The sequence below is a fragment of the Virgibacillus necropolis genome, from assembly GCF_002224365.1.
Taxonomy (GTDB): Bacteria; Bacillota; Bacilli; order Bacillales; family Amphibacillaceae; genus Virgibacillus_F; species Virgibacillus_F necropolis.
In genome coordinates this window covers 238,239-257,083 of sequence record NZ_CP022437.1, presented here as the reverse complement: position 1 = coordinate 257,083, position 18,845 = coordinate 238,239, and the positions used below count along the sequence as shown (strand labels likewise).

The window sequence follows — 18,845 nt, the reverse complement described above, 5'->3', positions numbered from 1 at the left end:
GCTGCGGCTCCTAGAAGTTGTCGTCATAAGCAATGAACACTCCGAATGCTAAGCCCGTGCATTCTACGGTTCCTTGCTTATGCGTCAGCTTCTGAACAGTCGCCTTCGCTTTTCTATGCACATACCCAGTCTTTTTACATACGTTATGGTATATGAAAGCTTTCGGATAGCTTGAAGGCTGTGAGGTGGCATAATGGACTTGATAACAGGTGATATCGTTTCTCGAATTTCATATAAACATGATTTATTATTTCGCATTTCTTCTATATCAACCGATCATGCTACGTTACATGGGAAGGATTTACGGTTAGAAGTAGATGCACCATTAGTCGATCTTGTTCGTGTGGAAGAAAGGGATTTAGTTAAAAAACGTGAAAAAGAAAAAGAAGAAGAAGAGTTTTCCTATCGATTATTTCGTCAGGATTATCAGTTTATGAAAGAAAAACGGGATTACCAGGCAACAGATGGATTTCACCATGAATCATCCTATTTTCACTTACCTGCAAAGGTATTGCATATTGATGGGGACCGAAATTATTTAAAAAAATGTATTGAGTTATATCAACGTATTGGCCTGCACGTGCATGGGGTTTATTTAAATGAAAAGGATATGCCGCTAGAAATAGGGCCATTAATTGAAAAAATCCAACCAGATATTATTGTCATCACTGGTCATGATTCCTTTTCAAAGAACAAGGGAACAAGAAATGATCTTCGTGCTTATCGTCATTCTAAATATTTCGTTGAAGCAGTCAGAGAAGCAAGGCAGGCCGTCCCACAATTAGATCAACTTGTAATTTTCGCTGGTGCATGTCAATCCCACTTTGAATCGCTTATACGTGCAGGTGCTAATTATGCTAGTTCACCTTCCAGAGTTAACATCCATGCTCTTGACCCTGTTTATATTGCAGCAAAAATAGCATATACACCTTTTATGGAAAAGGTGAGCGTATGGGATGTTTTAAGCAATACATTGACCGGTGAAAAGGGAATGGGTGGATTAGAAACGCGGGGTCTCCTACGCACCGGTATGCCGTTTTTAGAGGAACCACCCGGTGAGTAACTAAATATGTAAACTTTCATTTTCTTCGCTTCTTAGAAAACTTGGTTTATCGCCATTAGTTCTTGGCGACAATCCAAGGTCTTCTAAGAAAATCTACAGTCAACATTTTGCTATTTTGCGTTTAATTTGGAAATACATCTAATTTCTTCAATATCCATACATATTTTTCTACTTTTTTGAAATAATAACAGCAAAACGTGAAATAGTTGTTGACATCAAAAAAGATATATTGTTATAATATAAAGTTTTACTTGACTGTTAATACAAGCACGTGCTACAATATAAGGAGTGAGGTGGAGTGTATTGGCTAAAACATTAATAGAAATTAAGCAAGGTCTTGAAGGTCACATTGGTAAACGATTAAAATTGAAAGCCAACGGTGGAAGAAGAAAAACGATTGAACGATGCGGAGTTCTGGCAGAAACTTATCCGTCCGTATTCATTGTTGAGCTTGATCAAGACGAAAACGCCTTCGAACGTGTTTCATACAGCTATGCAGACGTTTTAACAGAAACAGTAGAACTAAGCTTCCAAGATGATAGAACAACAGCAATGGTTATGGAGTAGTAAACATTTGTTTACTGCTTCTTTTTATATTTTAGAGAGCTTACTTCTTACTTAATATTTCCTTTTCTGCATACATATAACGGGTGTATGTTTTGTTTATGTACACAAGCTATAACTGTCGTAACAAGGGTGCTCAAGTAGAAAGGGGTTGTTCTTTCATGGGAAGACGAAGTATGATGTCTAATCAATTGAAAGAAGAAATTGCTAAAGAGTTAGGCTTTTACGACACCGTACAGCAAGAAGGCTGGGGCGGCATTAAAGCAAGAGATGCAGGGAACATGGTGAAACGAGCAATTGAAATGGCTGAGCAAGGCATGCAACAAAAAGACAGACCCTAATGGGTTTGTCTTTTTTCTATACTTCAAAAGAGCAGGTATTTACTCCAAATGTATATGCCTTTCGCTACTGACCAGGCCATCACGATTTTCTAATAGTCGTACCTCCTTATAAAATATGATACAATTTGTTTAGATTTTGTGGGGTGGTGTTAATATGATGTTTTTTGAGAATGCACCGGCAAAAATTACATTGTCGTTAGATGTGCTTGGCAAGCGTGAAGATGGATATCATGATGTGGAAATGGTGATGACAACGGTTGATTTGTCTGACCGTGTTGCATTAACTTCTTTAGAGGTTGATCATATTGCCGTATCTGCAGATAATCAGTATGTGCCAAACGATGAACGGAATTTGGCATTTAAAGCTGCGCATGCTCTAAAAAACAAATACCATATCACACAAGGTGTACGAATTGACATAGAAAAAAATATTCCCGTATCTGCTGGTTTAGGAGGAGGTAGCAGTGATGCTGCCGCTGTCTTGCGCGGATTGAACAAGCTATGGGGGCTAGATATACCTTTGTCTGAATTAGCCGACCTTGGTGCTAGTATTGGCTCAGATGTACCATTTTGTGTTTATGGATCAACAGCCCTTGCAAAGGGAAGGGGAGAAATTATTCAGGAACTACCTCCCCCGCCAATAACTTGGGCTATACTGGCTAAACCAAATATTGGAGTATCCACCAGGGTGATTTTTAATCGATTAACATTGGAGAATATAACGCATCCAAATACAACAAAAATATTAAACGCGATTAAGAAGCAAGAATTTAATGAACTTTGTAACCATGTTGGCAATGTTTTAGAAACCGTAACTACATCGTTATACCCGAATGTACAACGTATAAAAGAAAAGATGATATTAGCTGGTGCTAAAGGTGTCCTCATGAGCGGAAGTGGCCCGACGGTTGTTGGACTTGTTGAACATCAACATAAAGCAGTTCGAATATACAATGGTCTTCGAGGATTTTGTGATGAGGTATATGTTGTTCGAGTAATTGGTCATTCGAACACTTGCTAAAACACGTATAAAAGTGATATATTTAATAATAAATATTCGGTTTTTAGAGGTGTCGAGATGAGAAGAAGTGATCGGTTAGTTGCGTTAACAAATTATTTTTTGGAAAACCCTAGGGAACATATATCTTTACCACATTTTTCTAAGCTATATAATGCTGCGAAGTCTTCTATTAGCGAGGATTTAGATATTATTGATAGAGTTTTTTTAGGCGAGGGAATCGGACGTTTGGAAACGATTGCTGGAGCTGCAGGTGGAGTGAAATACATACCAGACTATGCTGCGAATAAAAGCAATCAATTTATTGACGATTTATGTGAAACGCTAGAAGACCCTGAGCGTTTATTACCAGGTGGCTATCTTTATATGAGCGATCTTCTAGGAAACCCGGCATTGGTTAAACAAATCGGTCGTATTTTCGCATCAAAATTTACAGAATCTACTATTGACGCTGTTGTAACTGTTGCAACAAAGGGAATCCCTTTAGCGTATGCGGTTGCGTCATTTTTGAATGTTCCAGTTATAATTGTCAGACGTGACCCAATGGTTACAGAAGGGTCATCCGTAAGTATTAATTACGTATCTGGATCGTCTAGAAAAATCCAAACCATGGTTCTTCCAAAAAGGAGCTTGAAGGAAGGCGCAAATGTTTGTATTATTGATGATTTTATGAAAGCTGGTGGCACCATTAATGGTATGGTAAGTTTACTAGCAGAATTTAATGCTAATGTTAAAGGAATCGCCGTTTTAGCAGAAGCAGACGATGAAGAGGATGAACGTGTTGTTGAAGATTACTTGTCTTTGGTAAAAATTACACACGTAGACTTGAAACAAAAACAAATTGATGTTCGTCCCGGTAATTTTCAGGCGAAATAAGGTCAAAAGATAAAATCTTTCTTTTATTGTGTGTTCAAAAAGTCGGCGAATTAGAAACAAGAAGTTCAAGGCGCGAAGATTTTGAGGACCGGACTTGCACAGGATGTGCTGACTTCTACGTTGTCCATAGGACGTGGACGGTTTTAGTAGAAGTTCCTCTATGCTTTTAATACGTGAGGACCGGAAAAACTGCGCAACGAAGAAATTCACCGTTTATCATTTGATGACTTTTTGAACAACTTCTTTTAGGGTCTTATCTTTATAATTGGAGGAAAACAGTGAAATGGTAACCAATCATTCTTGTTTTTCTCCTTTTTAATTTAATTTTTAAATTTTTTTTAAAATTTAGCAGGAATTATCTATGTTTTGTAGAATTATGGTAAGTAAGTTCAAAAGGGAAAAGGTGGTGAAACATCATGGAAATAACTGACGTAAGACTACGCCGCGTAAACACGGAAGGAAGAATGCGAGCAATTGCTTCCATTACGTTAGATCAGGAATTCGTGGTTCATGATATCCGTGTAATAGACGGAAATAATGGATTATTTGTAGCAATGCCATCCAAACGTACTCCTGATGGCGAGTTTAGAGATATCGCACACCCAATCAATTCAGGAACGCGTGGGAAGATTCAGGATGCAGTACTAGAAGAATATCGACGTGTGGGCGAAGCTGAGGTAGAATTTGAAGAGGCCGGAGCTTCCTAAATAACATATGATCACCAAGGGAAGGACTAATCTTAGGGCAGATTAGCCTTCCCTTTTTTTATACAAAAAAACAAAAGGCTTGCTTAGCCGTTAAGAGCAATAGCTAAACAGATAAGGTCCAAAACTTATATCTTCTGGAAAAAAATAACTCCCCATAAAAAATATCTCATCTGTCTGTATTTGTTGAAATGGTTTGCTTTTTAAGATATATTCATAATGGATAATTAGAATGGAGGTTACTTCATGAAAAATCGGTATGCTGTTATTCTTGCAGCAGGTCAAGGCACCAGAATGAAATCAAAATTATATAAAGTACTTCATCCAGTTATGGGCCGGCCAATGGTACAACATGTAATGAATCAAATTAAAACGGTAAACTTAAATGAAATTGTGACAATAGTAGGTTTTGGTGCTGAAGCTGTTATAGAAAAGGTTGGCGGAGAGAGTAAATTTATTGTCCAAAAGGAACAATTAGGGACTGGCCACGCGGTGCAACAAGCGGAAGAAATACTGAAGGATAAAGTAGGAACAACGATTGTTGTTTGTGGTGATACACCGTTAATCACTGATGAAACATTCAAAGCGCTTTTTAACCACCACGAACAAGAAAATGCAAAGGCTACGATCCTAACAACTAAGGTGGAAAGCCCTACCGGGTATGGTCGTGTCATTAGAAATGATCAGCATGAAGTAGAACGCATTGTCGAACAAAAGGATGCGAATGAAGCTGAGCTAGCAGTTAATGAAATAAATACTGGTACATATTGTTTTGATAATCAAGCACTTTTTCAAGCGTTAAAAGAGGTATCTAACGATAACGCACAAGGAGAATATTACCTGCCAGATGTAATAGAAATCTTGCGTAATAAAGATGAAAAAGTGTCTGCATTTTTAACTCCAAATGATGAAGAAACTTTAGGGGTAAACGACCGGGTGGCATTAGCGCAAGCAGAAAAAGTGATGAAAAAGCGTATTAACGAAAGACATATGCGTAATGGCGTAACGATTATTGACCCTGACAACACATATATTGGCCCAGATGTTATAATAGAACAAGATGTACTTATTCATCCTGGATCTATTATTAATGGGAATTCATCAATTAAAAGTAATGCCGAAATCGGTCCGCATACAGAGGTATCTAATTGCCTTGTAGGGGAAGAAACGGTTATTCGCCAAAGTGTTGCGAGTGATAGTCAAATTGGAGCCCGAGTGAATATTGGGCCATATGCACATATCAGACCACAAGCTTCGATAGGCAATGAAGTGAAAATTGGTAACTTTGTCGAGGTTAAAAAATCTGTTATAGGCAATCAAAGTAAAGTTTCCCATCTGAGTTATATTGGTGATGCAGAAATTGGGTCCAACGTTAATGTCGGCTGTGGAACAATTACGGTTAATTACGATGGTGAGAATAAATTCTTAACAAAAATAGATGATGATGCTTTCATAGGTTGTAACGCAAACTTAGTAGCACCTGTAACAATTGGTAAGGGTTCGTTTGTAGCAGCTGGTTCTACTATTACAAAAGATGTTCCAGACGATTCCTTGTCTATTGGTCGTGCACGGCAAGAGAATAAAGAAGGATACGCAAAAAAGTTAAAAAATAGAAAAAAAGATTAACGGAGGGTTTTTTTCATGACATCAGGCTATAAAGATCAATCTTTGAAGGTATTTACGTTGAACTCAAACCGTAAATTGGCAGAAGAAATTGCAAATCATATTGGAACTACTCTAGGCGAATGTACTGTTGCTGCATTTAGTGATGGTGAGATACAGATTAATATTGAAGAAAGCATTCGCGGTTGTGATGTTTATGTTGTTCAGTCAACAAGCTCCCCAGTTAATCAACACATCATGGAATTACTTATTATGATTGATGCATGCAAACGTGCATCTGCTAGATCTATTAACATTGTAATGCCTTACTATGGATACGCACGTCAGGATCGTAAAGCTCGTTCCAGGGAACCGATTACAGCTAAACTACTTGCGAATCTATTGGAAACTGCTGGTGCAGACCGTGTGATCACACTAGACCTGCACGCACCGCAAATTCAAGGGTTTTTCGATATGCCAATTGACCACTTGCAAGGTGTGCCAATTTTATCTGATTACTTTGAGAAGAAAAACTTTGAGGATATTATTGTTGTTTCCCCAGATCATGGTGGTGTAACACGTGCAAGAAAAATGGCAGATCGTCTAAAAGCTCCAATTGGTATCATCGATAAACGTAGGCCCCGTCCAAATGTTGCAGAGGTCATGAATATTGTTGGTAATATTGAAGGGAAAACTGCTATTTTGATTGATGATATAATCGATACAGCGGGAACAATTACACTTGCTGCTAATGCCTTAATTGAAAATGGAGCGACGGAAGTTTATGCTTGTTGTACGCATCCAGTGTTATCGGGACCTGCAATTGAGCGTATCGAGAATTCAAAAATAAAAGAACTAGTTATAACAAACTCTATTCCTTTAGAAACGGACAAGTATATTGATAAAATTACGCAACTCTCTGTAGCGCCATTAATTGGTGAAGCTATTATACGCGTTCATGAAATGAAATCTGTAAGCATACTGTTTGATTAAGGTTTAAAAGTAAATGAATACGGGAAATAATAATGAGTAGTAATGCAATTCGATAGTTTACTTAATAAGTGAAAAGGAATTTAAGCTTGGCAGATGCTAAGTTTGTTAAATAATGGAGGGTGTAAAAGATGGCAGTAAAATTAAAAGCAACATTACGTAATAGTCAAGAACGTTCAGCACTGAAAAATACAAGGCAAATTGGGCATGTTCCTGGTGTAGTTTATGGGAAGAAAAAGGAATCCAAGGCTATAGCGGTAGATAGTGTTGATTTAATAAAAACAGTTCGTGATGAAGGTAGAAACGCAATTATTTCATTAGATATCGAAAATGATTCTTCTGTAGATGTAATGCTGCATGATTATCAAATGAATCCGATTAAAGATGAACTAGTACACGTAGATTTTTATATTGTAAATATGTCCGAGGAAATGGACGTTGAGGTACCATTTAATGTAGAAGGAGAAGCTCAAGGTGCAAAAGATGGTGGCGTCTTACAACAAACAATGCATGAATTGCAGGTACGCGCAAAACCAGGTGATATTCCAGAAGAAATTTCAGTAGATGTATCTAAACTAGAAATCGGCGACAGTATCTCTATAGCTGACTTACCAGCAGGAAAGAATTACGAGTTTCTTGAGGATGCAGATACAACCATCGTAACGGTTGTACCACCAGATACTGTAGAAGATATTGAAGGCGAAGAATCAGATGAGGATGCTGAGCCAGAATTAGTAGGCGCAGAACCTGACGATAAGGAAGAAAAGTAGAAGATTAATAAAATATAATACAACTTGGCCCTCCTGTGAGAGAGAGTAAGATAGATGCACTCTTTTAGGAGGGATTGTTGTATGTAGAAGAATATATATTATTTCAAATAAAGGAAGTAGCATAATGAAATGTATAGTTGGGCTTGGAAATCCAGGTGAAAAATATCGTACAACTCGCCATAACATTGGATTTATGGTAATTGACGAGTTATTGCGTCGTCATTCATTTGACCTAAATAAATCGAAGTTTAATGGGAAATATGCCCTTGAACATATTGGTAGTAACAAGGTATTGCTACTTCAACCACAAACGTATATGAATTTGTCAGGTGAAGCAATCAGACCTCTAATGGATTATTATGATATCGCAACGGAAGATGTAGTTGTTGTTTATGATGATTTAGATCTACCAACTGGCAAAATCCGATTACGTCAAAAAGGCGGCCCTGGCGGCCATAATGGGATTAAATCAACCATTAACCATTTAGGTACGAAAGAGTTCAAACGGATTAGAATCGGTGTCGGACGACCTGATACACCACAACCCGTAATTGACTACGTATTAGGTTCTTTCCCAAAAGAACAAAAAGACGATGTACAAGATAGTGTAACAAAAGCCGCAGACGTCTTTGAAGCCTGGCTAGAAAAACCGTTTATAGAAGTTATGAATGAATATAATTAAAAGATGTAAATAACCTAATTAGTGATTAAAAAACTCCTATCACATAACGAGATCGGGTATAAAATTACACATTTCGGATAAACTCTAGGATACCCCATGTTTATTCGAGGAGGTATTTTATGTCTATTGTCTATACTTGTAGACATTGCGGGAATGAAGTTGGAAAAATAGATCAACCAATTGTTGATTCCGCAACGCTCGGTATTGATAAATTGTCAGCTGAGGAACAAAAAGAAATGATACAATTTAAGCAGAATGGAGATGTACAAATTAAAACCATTTGCGAAAATTGCGAAGCGGCGCTAGGACAGAATCCGCATTATCACGAACTTGATTTTTTTATACAATAGAATAGTCGAGCAAAGCTTTGGTTCTTTAACCAAAGCATTTTTGCGCTTGGCAATACAGAAATAACTATACATAGTATGGAAGATGTAACTCTCATGAGTAGGACTATATCAGCCATCGTTAACATACACTTTCGCTTTTTACACAACATTTGGGGGTTTTTACTTTGAAGGGTATTGATACGTTTTTAGAATCAAAAGATGATATAAAGTCTATTATAAGTGGAATTGAATCTGGGATGCAGGAACAACTTGTAGCGGGACTTTCAGGATCGGCCAGGAGCTTGCTAGTTTCTGTTATTGAGGATTCTATTGACAAACCTGTGCTGTTGATTACACACCAACTAGTCCAAGCACAGCAATTATACGATGATTTGTCAGAGTTTATGGGTGATCAGAATGTTCACTTATATCCAGTTAATGAACTAATTGCGTCGGAAATTGCAATCGCTAGCCCAGAATTAAGAAGTCAACGAATTGAAGCATTGACAGAATGGTCGAAAAAAAAATCAGGGATTTTGATTGCTCCTGTTACTGCATTGAAGCGAATTTTACCACCAACAAGCTATTGGGAAAAGTATCAACTTCATTTTCGGCTTGGTGAAGATATTGATATAGATACCTATCTAAACTCACTTGTAGATATGGGTTATGAACGCCAAACAATGGTGACAACCCCTGGTGAGTTTAGCCGTCGTGGTGGGATTATAGATATCTATCCTATTACTGAGGCCCATCCTATTCGGATTGAACTTTTTGATGAAGAGGTAGACTCCATACGTTACTTTGATGCAGAGACGCAGCGCTCATTGGATAAAAAGAAAGAGGTTACTATCGGACCTGCAACAGAGCTGCTATTAACGGAAGAGGATTTACTTTCAGGAGCGAATCGAATAGAAACTGAATTAGCAGAAACGCTAAAGAAGTTAAAATCGAACGAGGCTAAGGAAGCATTATCAGAAGCGCTAAATCAGGATCTTGAGCGATTAAAAAATCTTGAGCATTTTCAAGAAATGTACAAGTATATTGGGTTTCTCTATAAGGATCCTGCTAGTTTGTTAGATTATTTACCAAAGAATGGTCTAATTATCTTAGACGAAATGAGTAGAATTCAGGAAACGGCTACGAACATCGATACGGAAGAGGCAGAATGGTATAGCAATTTACTTGAAGCGAACAAAATGGTAAAAAACAGTAAATTTTCGTTTGATTGGCATGAAGTATGGCAAAAGATGGAGCAGCCACGGTTGTATATGTCTGTATTTATGCGACATATTCCTAATACACAACCACAAAACATCATTAATCTATCATCTCGTTCGATGCAGGAGTTTCACGGTCAAATGCATCTATTTAAAAATGAATTAAAACGTTGGATGAAAAGTGAATCCTCCGTTGTCATCTTAGTACCAAACAAAAAGCGTATGGAAAAGATTCATTCCATTTTTGCAGATTATGACATTGAAGCAACCATGGCAAAAAGTTTAAAATTACCAGTTGAGAAACCTACCATCGCGATTGGGAATATTAGCAGTGGGATTGAACTGCCAATGCATAAATTGGTATTAATCACGGAAAATGAATTATTTAAGAAAAAAACAAAGCGGGTCAGAAAAAGACAAAAGATATCCAATGCTGAACGGATTAAAAGCTATCAGGAATTAAAAATTGGCGACTATGTTGTTCACGCAAACCATGGTATAGGTAAATATATCGGTATTGAAACACTTGAAATGAGTGATATGCACAAAGATTATATGCTGATTCGCTATGCCAGTGATGACAAGCTCTTTGTTCCTATTGACCAAATAGATTTGGTCCAAAAATTTGTTGGTTCAGAGGGGAAAGAACCGAAACTATACAAATTAGGTGGTAGTGAATGGGCTAAGGTTAAGAAAAAGGTTCAATCATCAGTCGAGGATATTGCGGACGACTTAATCAAGCTTTATGCTGAACGAGAAGCACAAAAAGGGTATGCATTTTCAGAAGAAACAGAAATGCAACGTGAATTTGAAGCGGCTTTTCCTTATCAAGAAACAGAGGATCAAATTAGATGTATCGTGGAAATTAAACAAGATATGGAAAAGGAACGTCCAATGGATCGATTGTTATGTGGTGATGTTGGATACGGTAAAACGGAAGTGGCAATTCGAGCTGCATTTAAGGCCGTTGCAGATGGTAAACAGGTTGCTATCCTAGTACCTACAACTATACTTGCGCAACAACATTACGAAACTATTCGCGAACGATTCCAGGACCAAGCTGTTACGATTGGATTACTCAGTCGATTCCGAACTAAAAAACAACTCAAGGAAACAACTGCTGGATTGAAAAGCGGAATAGTTGATATTGTAATCGGTACCCATCGTTTATTATCAAAGGATGTAGTATACCGTGATTTAGGATTGTTAGTCGTTGATGAAGAACAACGATTTGGTGTAAAACATAAAGAAAAAATTAAACAAATGAAGACAAATGTTGATGTATTAACGTTAACTGCAACACCAATTCCACGTACCCTGCATATGTCCATGCTTGGGGTTCGGGACTTATCCGTGATTGAAACACCACCGGAGAACCGGTTTCCAATTCAAACCTATGTGTTGGAGTACAATCCGATTCTTATTAGAGAAGCAATCGAACGGGAAATGTCCCGAGGTGGGCAGGTGTTTTTCCTCTATAATCGTGTAGAAAATATTGATTCAATTGCTCGAGAGATTGGCACCCTAGTGGATGATGCTAAAATTGCAGTTGCCCACGGGCGGATGAACGAAACCGAGCTTGAAAATGTCATGTTTGGCTTCTTGGAAGGAGAGTTTGATGTTCTAGTTAGTACGACCATCATTGAAACAGGTGTAGATATACCGAATGTAAATACATTAATTGTATACGATGCTGATCGGATGGGGCTAAGTCAGCTTTATCAATTACGTGGAAGAGTTGGTCGTTCGAATAGAGTTGCTTACGCATATTTTACCTATAAAAAGGATAAGGTACTGACAGAAGTTGCAGAAAAACGTTTACAAGCAATTAAAGAGTTTACTGAGCTTGGGTCAGGGTTTAAAATTGCAATGCGAGATTTGTCTATTCGTGGAGCAGGTAACTTGTTGGGTTCACAGCAGCATGGATTTATCGATTCAGTCGGGTTTGATATGTATTCCAAAATGTTAACCGATGCCATAGAAGCAAGAAAGTTTGGCAAAGACGTCATCGATATGAAGCAATTCGAGCCAGAGCTTGCACTTAAAACGGATGCCTATATTCCAGATACCTATATTAAGGATGAGAAGCAAAAAATCGATATGTATAAACGCTTTCAAACGTTAACATCTGATGACGACTTTGAAGATTTACGAGAGGAATTAGTTGATCGTTTTGGCGATTATCCAGAAGAAGTAGCAAATTTGTTTGATGTATCATCGATGAAAATGCATGCTAGAAATGAGCGTGTTGAATCAATTACTGAAAAAGGTAAAAAAATGGAATTGCTTGTTGACGAAAACCGTAGTCAACAAATTGATGGTTCCAAATTGTTTACCCTTGCAAATGAATTTGGACGTGGAGTTCAACTTGGAACGGATAATAAAAAGTTGAAAATTACAATCCAATGGCCTAAAGATGCAGAACATAAACGTTATGAATTAGCAACACAGTTTATGGAACAACTAGCTAGTGTTAACCGGAACGATTAAAAATTACTTTTAATGCATAGTTTTTTCCAGATGAATCATACTAAATTTACAACTGGTGTTTTCTTCAAGTTCTATGTAAAAGTGGAAATGGAACCAGAAATGATCATCATAGGAAAGTGAGGCTACATTAGAATGAAGGCAACAGGAATCGTGCGTCGAATTGATGATTTGGGCAGGGTAGTTATTCCAAAAGAAATAAGAAGAACATTGCGTATTCGTGAAGGGGATCCCTTAGAAATATTTGTGGATCGTGAAGGAGAAGTTATTCTAAAAAAATATTCACCTATAAATGAATTAGGAAGCTTCGCAAAAGAATATGCGGAAGCATTGTTCGACTCCTTACATCAACCAGTATTAATTTCTGATCGAGATGAAATAATTGCGGTTGCAGGAGAGTCAAAGAAAGATTACTTAAATAAAAATATTGGTGAACAAATAGAAAAGGCAATTGAAAGTCGTTCCCAATTATTTGAAACAGAATCGAAAACGGTTGAAATTCTACAAGGAAAAGATGAAGAGCTATCATCCTATTGTATAAGTCCAATTATTGCAAACGGTGATCCAATAGGTTGTGTAATTATGTTAGCAAGAGAAGGAAAACAATTAAGTAATGTAGAACAAAAAGGAATTGAAACCGCATCAGCCTTCTTAGCGAAACAAATGGAATAATTAGTAAAGAGGTAAAAGATCAGCAAACTTAATGTTGGTCTTTTTCTTGTTTAATAAGGAATTTTGGCGTTTAGCTGTCTACCAAGCAGTCGCCTCCGCTTTTATAATCTAGCTTCGGCTCCTTGGGGTTCGCGACATAAGCAATGAACACTCCGAGTGCAAAGGGCACGCACTCTACGGTTCCTTTCTTATGCGTGTCACCCCAGAGCAGTCGCCTCCGCTTTTATAGTCTAGCTGTGGCTCCTAGCGACTAGCAAATAGGTAGTCCCGATGAATGTACGGAAAGTCCACCGTACTTTCAGACTCCTATCTATTTGTACGTCGCTAAGCAGTCGCCTCCGCTTTTATAGTCTGCTATAATGAGAAAAATTGGGTTTGTGAAGAAAGGCGTTAATCATGGGCGGAAATGAATCAAACAATCTGGTGAAAGGAGCATTAATCCTTACGCTTGCGGGCTTCGTCAGCAAAATTTTGAGTGCTGGTTACCGGATTCCATTACAGAACTTAACAGGCGATATAGGATTTTATATTTACCAGCAGATATATCCTTTTCTTGGAATGGCGATTGTCCTTGCACTATACGGATTTCCATCAGCTATATCAAAAATGACAAACGATTTTCATGCACAAGGAAAGCCGATTTCCCTGAAAAGTTTATACATACCGCTCTTCTTTATATTAGTGATTATTAATGGGGCTATTTTTAGCTTTATTTATTTTAATGCAACGGGTATTGGTACCTTGATGGGTGATCCTAATCTCACGAAATCACTTCAAACAACTGCATTTGTGTTTTTGCTAATACCGTTCACAGCATTAATGCGTGGTGTATTTCAAGGCAGTTATCAAATGCGGCCTACTGCAATTTCACAGGTTGGTGAACAGTTGATCCGCGTGTTTATTATCATCGCAGCTGCTATCGTATTCTCTAGCGAACAGATGAACATATATACAATAGGCGTGGCAGGTGCAATTGCCGCTATAGCAGGAGCTATTGCAGCTACTATTATTTTAGGGGTGTTTTTTTTAAAGCAAGCTCCATGGCCGAGGAGTCAATACACTATTCCATGGGGTTATTACTTGAAAATGCTTTTGTTTTTTGGGTTGATTGCTGCCTTAAATCATATGATTTTGTTGGTTATTCAACTGGCAGATGCATTTACACTTGTTCCAGGATTACAAGACTTTGGCCTAACAGAAGTAGCTGCGATGGAGGCAAAAGGTATATTTGATAGAGGACAGCCATTAATCCAGCTCTGTACGGTTCTAGGATCATCGTTTGCCTTAGCACTTATCCCGAATCTATCAAGGGAGAAGTTGAAGAAACGCCCAGAGGAAACTTACCATTTTGCAAGAAGTGCGTTATCGTTTTGCTTCATTCTAACGGTTGGAGCAACTGTTGGTATCATTCTCATTTTTCCAGAAGCAAATAGACTTTTATTCTTAAATCAAAATGGAACAGACAGCCTTCGTATCTTGATGCTAGCTATCGTTTTTAGCTCATTAGCAATTACTGCAATATCTATTTTACAAGGCTTGAACAGAATGAAGCGAACAGCACTTTTTATACTTTTTTCATTGGTTGTAAAATGGTTAGGCAATCAATTATTAGTTCCACTATTTGGTATTACGGGCAGTGCAATTGCAACTGTATTGGCATTATTATTCTTATGTTATGTAGTTTTTCTAGCATTAAAAAGAGAATTACCAGAGTTATACTTCTTTAAACAACTTAGGTGGCGTGCACTAGTACTAGCGAGCGGAGGTATGGGCATCTATGTTAGAGGGATAGATTTGCTAGTTCCAGATAGTTTGTATGTTGATCGGTCTATGTTATTTATTTATGTTATAGTTGTAGCGCTATCAGGTGCCATTATATATTTGTTACTACTACTTAAATTCCATGCATTTACTGAAAAACAACTACGGATGCTTCCATATGCATCATTTCTTATACGGTTTCAAAGAGGGAGGAACAATTATGGCTAATAGAATCGAAGTAATAGGGCTAGGTGCAGGAGACATCAATCAATTGCCTCTTGGCATATATAAAAAATTAACCAGTCATAAACAAAGTGTCTATACACGTACAACTGATCATCCTGTTATCGATTCGTTGAAACAGGAAGGTGTTAGCTTTGAGGCATTTGATTACTACTACGAAAATAACAATCAATTTAAAGATGTTTATGTAAAAATTGTAGAAGAGCTATTAGAACAAGCTAGGAATTCTTCTATTATTTATACAATACCAGGACATCCAATGCTTGCTGAAAAAACCGTACAGCTTTTATTAGAGCAAAACGATATTTCTGTTGAAATTGTCGGTGGACAAAGTTATTTAGATGACCTGTTTACTACATTGAAAATCGATCCAATTGACGGATTCCAGTTTGTTGACGGGACATCATTTAATCGTAATCAATTAGACTATCGAAGCCATCTTGTATTTTGCCAAGTGTATGATGCTTTTATCGCATCAAACGTTAAGCTTGCCCTATTGGAGGATCTCCCGCCAGACTATCTAATTAAAGTCGTAGAAGCGGCAGGTAGTACATCAGAAACAATTACTACTATCCCACTTGAGGATCTTGACCATGCGCTAGAAGTAGGTAATCTAACGAGTGTCTACGTGCCACCAGCTCCATCAGGCATGTTGAATCATACGTTTAATCGACTAAGAGAAGTAATTAGCACATTACGCGGTCCTGGTGGCTGTCCATGGGATCAAGCACAAACACATGAAACATTACGAGAATACGCGATAGAAGAGGTCTATGAATTAATAGATGCGATAGATGAACAGGACGATGAAGGAATAATTGAAGAATTAGGCGATATTTTATTGCAAGTCATGCTGCATAGTCAGATTGGTGAGGATAATGGCTATTTTATGATCGACGATGTCATTCAATCGATTACAGATAAAATGATTCACCGCCATCCCCATGTATTTAGTGATACAAAGGCAGATACTGTTTCAGAAGTGTATAAAACCTGGGAGACGATTAAGCAAGAGGAAAAGGGCCACGCACGACCATCATATTTAGATGGCGTTCCAAAACACTTTCCATCTCTTTCAAAAGCCTCGGAGTTGCAGGAGAAAGCAGCAAAGGTTGGATTCGAATGGGACAATCTAGAACCAGTTTGGCAAAAGCTAGAAGAAGAAATTGCTGAGGTAAAGGAAGCAATTGATAATAAAGATGATAGCGAAATAGAGAAAGAATTTGGTGACGTACTATTTGTCATTGCAAATTTAGCAAGGTATTATAAAATAAATGCAGAAGTAGCATTAAATCAAACCAATCAAAAATTCATGTCGCGTTTTCGGTATATAGAGGAAAAACTTGCAGATGAAGGAAAACAGCTTGCCGATGCATCATTAGAAGAGATGGATAACTATTGGAATCAAGCAAAAAGAAAAGAGTGAAAATCATGCGATTAGATAAATTCCTAAAAGTATCACGCCTAATTAAACGCCGTACTTTAGCAAAAGAAGTAGCAGATCAAGGAAGAATTACAATTAATGGTAATCAAGCAAAAGCATCGTCAACTGTAGCAATAGAAGACACACTTGTCATACGCTTTGGGCAAAAGCTGGTTACGATAAAAGTAAATGACTTAAGGGAAGTCGTACGAAAAGATGAAGCGGCAATGTTATATAGCGTTGTGAAAGAAGAAAAGATTGATTAACTAAACGTTTGATAGAATTTGATTTTTTTGATGTATTAACGCTGATTTTTTTCAGTATGTTGATTGCGTATATCGTGTCTGATAAAAACCATAAAAAATAATCCCTCATCTGAATTAAATCAGTTGAGGGATTATTTCTCTATTCTTTTGCCTTGCCTCTAGATGAGGATTAGCTATTACTAGGAATTATCGCTTACCCCTCGATAAGCCTCTTTTTTTTCCTGCTTAGGATTGGTAGATTTTGCTTGATGTAGATTAAATATCACCATTACTACTAATACCAATAAAGCACATAAAATGTAGAGATTTTGAAAGCCAAAAGCAGCTACAACAACACCCCACACAACTGACCCAATAGCAATACCAGAATCATAGCACACAAAGAATGTTGCAGTTGCATGACCACTTCTGGAGCTAGGTGAAGCTTGTATTGCCATCGATTGGAAACTAGGTAATAATGTGCCATATCCTAAACCGATGAGTCCAGCTGAAACAAGGAGCATCCAAGCAGTACTCGTAAAGCTCAGAAGAACGAGACCAATTGCAAATATGAACAAGCATGGTAATATGACAAATTTAGGACCATGAGAGTCAAATGCTCTTCCAAGATACGGTCTCGATATAAGCATGATAATAGCAAAGACTAAAAAGAAATAGCTTGCAGTTGTAGCTAGTCCAATCGAATTGGAGTAGACAGAGATAAAGGATAGAATACTAGCGTATGCTAAAGAGACTAAGCTACTTATTAATGCGATGGGTAATGCCTTTATTTCAATTAAATCGCTAAACGAAAACTTGAACTTGGCCGATTTGTCTATAACCGCGCCATTCTTAGGAACATGAACAAGTATAGAACTGATAACCCCAGCTATCATAAATATGCTCAAAACAATAAAGAGTGTTTGAAATGATGCAAATTGTAATAAAGTTAAACCGATAAATGGCCCTACGACCACAGCTAGATTCATTGCCATCGCAAAGTACCCGAGTCCTGCCCCCCGTCGCGTGGGCGGAATGATATCTGCGGCAATTGCACCTGTTGCTGTAGTGATAACACCAAATGATAATCCGTGAAAGAATCGTAACAGTAACAGTGATGTAAATTGATCAATCCAAATATAAAGAAAAGACGTCGCTGTAAATATAGCTACACTGAGAACGAGTCCTTTTTTCTTACCGATATAATCTAATAAATTAGCTGAAAAAGGTCGGGCAATGATAGCGGCTATTAACATAACCGTCACGACTAAACCAGCATCTGTATTTGAACCGCCAAGATTATTAATTACATAAATTGGAAGGGTCGTTAATAATGTGTAAAAAGCGATAAAGACAAGAAATTGTGTTATAGAAATACTAATAAAGCTTTTAGTCCATATTGGTTGTTGATTGTTCTCTTTCATTATGCATTCTCTCCTGATGGTCCAAGTTTGGTTAGTAAGAAATGTAATTGTGCTTTGTCATCTGACGATAGTCCTTTGAGCACTTCTTCTTCAAATTTATCCATTGTTTGTCGGATTGACATAAATTTTTGCTTTGCTTCTTTGGTCAATTCAATGACACGTTCTCTTTTGTCATTTCCTTGTTCCCGGACAATCCATCCGCTCTTTTCCATACGGGACAGTGTACGTGTAACCGTTGGAGCCTCCACGTTCAGGTATTTCCAAATTGCTGTTTGTGTCATTGGCCCAAACCGTTCAATACAAAAAATAATAGACCACTGGGATGAATACAACCCATGGTCACTAAGACGATTGTTCACTTCTTTTGCTAAAACCCGAGTCTGTTGGTTTAACAAATGAAGTAGGTTTCTATTGTTTAGTTCATCCATATT

18 protein-coding genes are annotated in these 18,845 nt (G+C 37.6%); 16 read left to right on the top strand and 2 right to left on the bottom strand.

Annotated features, from left to right (window positions below; genetic code table 11):
• Positions 1-193: 193 nt before the first annotated feature.
• The 16 genes from yabG to CFK40_RS01310 all read left to right on the top strand — a co-directional run bounded on the left by yabG (position 194) and on the right by CFK40_RS01310 (position 17,011).
• Positions 194-1,063, top strand: a complete 870-nt coding sequence (gene yabG, locus CFK40_RS01385) for a sporulation peptidase YabG (protein WP_089530320.1) — start codon at positions 194-196, stop codon at positions 1,061-1,063.
• A gap of 303 nt (positions 1,064-1,366) precedes the next feature.
• Complete coding sequence (gene veg, locus CFK40_RS01380) at positions 1,367-1,630, top strand: biofilm formation stimulator Veg (protein WP_089530319.1); 264 nt, start codon at positions 1,367-1,369, stop codon at positions 1,628-1,630.
• Positions 1,631-1,788: 158 nt separating this feature from the next.
• The gene (locus CFK40_RS01375; RefSeq protein WP_089530318.1) at positions 1,789-1,968 is read left to right on the top strand and encodes a small, acid-soluble spore protein, alpha/beta type; all 180 of its coding nucleotides are present in this window, start codon (positions 1,789-1,791) and stop codon (positions 1,966-1,968) included.
• Between the two features lie 154 nt (positions 1,969-2,122).
• Complete coding sequence (gene ispE / locus CFK40_RS01370) at positions 2,123-2,989, top strand: 4-(cytidine 5'-diphospho)-2-C-methyl-D-erythritol kinase (protein WP_089530317.1); 867 nt, start codon at positions 2,123-2,125, stop codon at positions 2,987-2,989.
• 57 nt (positions 2,990-3,046) lie between these two features.
• Positions 3,047-3,862 (top strand): pur operon repressor, encoded by an 816-nt coding sequence (gene purR / locus CFK40_RS01365; protein ID WP_089530316.1) that lies wholly within the window; start codon positions 3,047-3,049, stop codon positions 3,860-3,862.
• Positions 3,863-4,278: 416 nt separating this feature from the next.
• Positions 4,279-4,569 (top strand): septation regulator SpoVG, encoded by a 291-nt coding sequence (gene spoVG / locus CFK40_RS01360; RefSeq protein ID WP_089530315.1) that lies wholly within the window; start codon positions 4,279-4,281, stop codon positions 4,567-4,569.
• 243 nt (positions 4,570-4,812) lie between these two features.
• Positions 4,813-6,192 carry a bifunctional UDP-N-acetylglucosamine diphosphorylase/glucosamine-1-phosphate N-acetyltransferase GlmU gene (gene glmU, locus CFK40_RS01355; RefSeq protein ID WP_089530314.1) on the top strand — a complete coding sequence of 460 codons (1,380 nt, stop codon included), beginning with the start codon at positions 4,813-4,815 and terminating at the stop codon, positions 6,190-6,192.
• A gap of 15 nt (positions 6,193-6,207) precedes the next feature.
• Positions 6,208-7,161, top strand: a complete 954-nt coding sequence (locus CFK40_RS01350) for a ribose-phosphate diphosphokinase (RefSeq protein ID WP_089530313.1) — start codon at positions 6,208-6,210, stop codon at positions 7,159-7,161.
• Between the two features lie 128 nt (positions 7,162-7,289).
• Positions 7,290-7,928: a 50S ribosomal protein L25/general stress protein Ctc gene (locus CFK40_RS01345; protein WP_089530312.1), complete on the top strand. Its 639-nt coding sequence runs from the start codon at positions 7,290-7,292 to the stop codon at positions 7,926-7,928.
• Between the two features lie 124 nt (positions 7,929-8,052).
• Positions 8,053-8,610 carry an aminoacyl-tRNA hydrolase gene (pth, locus tag CFK40_RS01340; RefSeq protein ID WP_089530311.1) on the top strand — a complete coding sequence of 186 codons (558 nt, stop codon included), beginning with the start codon at positions 8,053-8,055 and terminating at the stop codon, positions 8,608-8,610.
• Positions 8,611-8,729: 119 nt separating this feature from the next.
• Positions 8,730-8,960, top strand: coding sequence for an anti-sigma-F factor Fin (locus tag CFK40_RS01335; protein ID WP_089530310.1), 231 nt, complete (start codon positions 8,730-8,732; stop codon positions 8,958-8,960).
• Between the two features lie 164 nt (positions 8,961-9,124).
• On the top strand, positions 9,125-12,649 hold the full coding sequence (gene mfd / locus CFK40_RS01330; RefSeq protein WP_089530309.1) for a transcription-repair coupling factor: 3,525 nt from the start codon (positions 9,125-9,127) through the stop codon (positions 12,647-12,649).
• A gap of 132 nt (positions 12,650-12,781) precedes the next feature.
• Entirely contained in the window at positions 12,782-13,318 is a 537-nt protein-coding gene (gene spoVT, locus CFK40_RS01325) for a stage V sporulation protein T (protein ID WP_089530308.1), read from the top strand.
• A gap of 396 nt (positions 13,319-13,714) precedes the next feature.
• The gene (locus CFK40_RS01320) at positions 13,715-15,307 is read left to right on the top strand and encodes a putative polysaccharide biosynthesis protein (protein ID WP_089530307.1); all 1,593 of its coding nucleotides are present in this window, start codon (positions 13,715-13,717) and stop codon (positions 15,305-15,307) included.
• Positions 15,300-16,748, top strand: coding sequence for a bifunctional methyltransferase/pyrophosphohydrolase YabN (locus tag CFK40_RS01315; protein ID WP_089530306.1), 1,449 nt, complete (start codon positions 15,300-15,302; stop codon positions 16,746-16,748). Before CFK40_RS01320 ends, CFK40_RS01315 begins: the two co-directional genes overlap by 8 nt.
• Before the next feature lie 5 nt (positions 16,749-16,753).
• Positions 16,754-17,011, top strand: coding sequence for an RNA-binding S4 domain-containing protein (locus tag CFK40_RS01310; RefSeq protein WP_089530305.1), 258 nt, complete (start codon positions 16,754-16,756; stop codon positions 17,009-17,011).
• A gap of 179 nt (positions 17,012-17,190) precedes the next feature.
• Here CFK40_RS01310 and CFK40_RS01305 read toward each other — a convergent pair whose 3' ends face one another.
• Together CFK40_RS01305 and CFK40_RS01300 are read right to left on the bottom strand one after the other, a co-directional pair.
• The gene (locus CFK40_RS01305) at positions 17,191-18,414 is read right to left on the bottom strand and encodes an MFS transporter (RefSeq protein WP_089530304.1); all 1,224 of its coding nucleotides are present in this window, start codon (positions 18,412-18,414) and stop codon (positions 17,191-17,193) included.
• Positions 18,414-18,842, bottom strand: a complete 429-nt coding sequence (locus CFK40_RS01300; protein ID WP_089530303.1) for a MarR family winged helix-turn-helix transcriptional regulator — start codon at positions 18,840-18,842, stop codon at positions 18,414-18,416. Before CFK40_RS01300 ends, CFK40_RS01305 begins: the two co-directional genes overlap by 1 nt.
• Between the last annotated feature and the right edge of the window lie 3 nt (positions 18,843-18,845).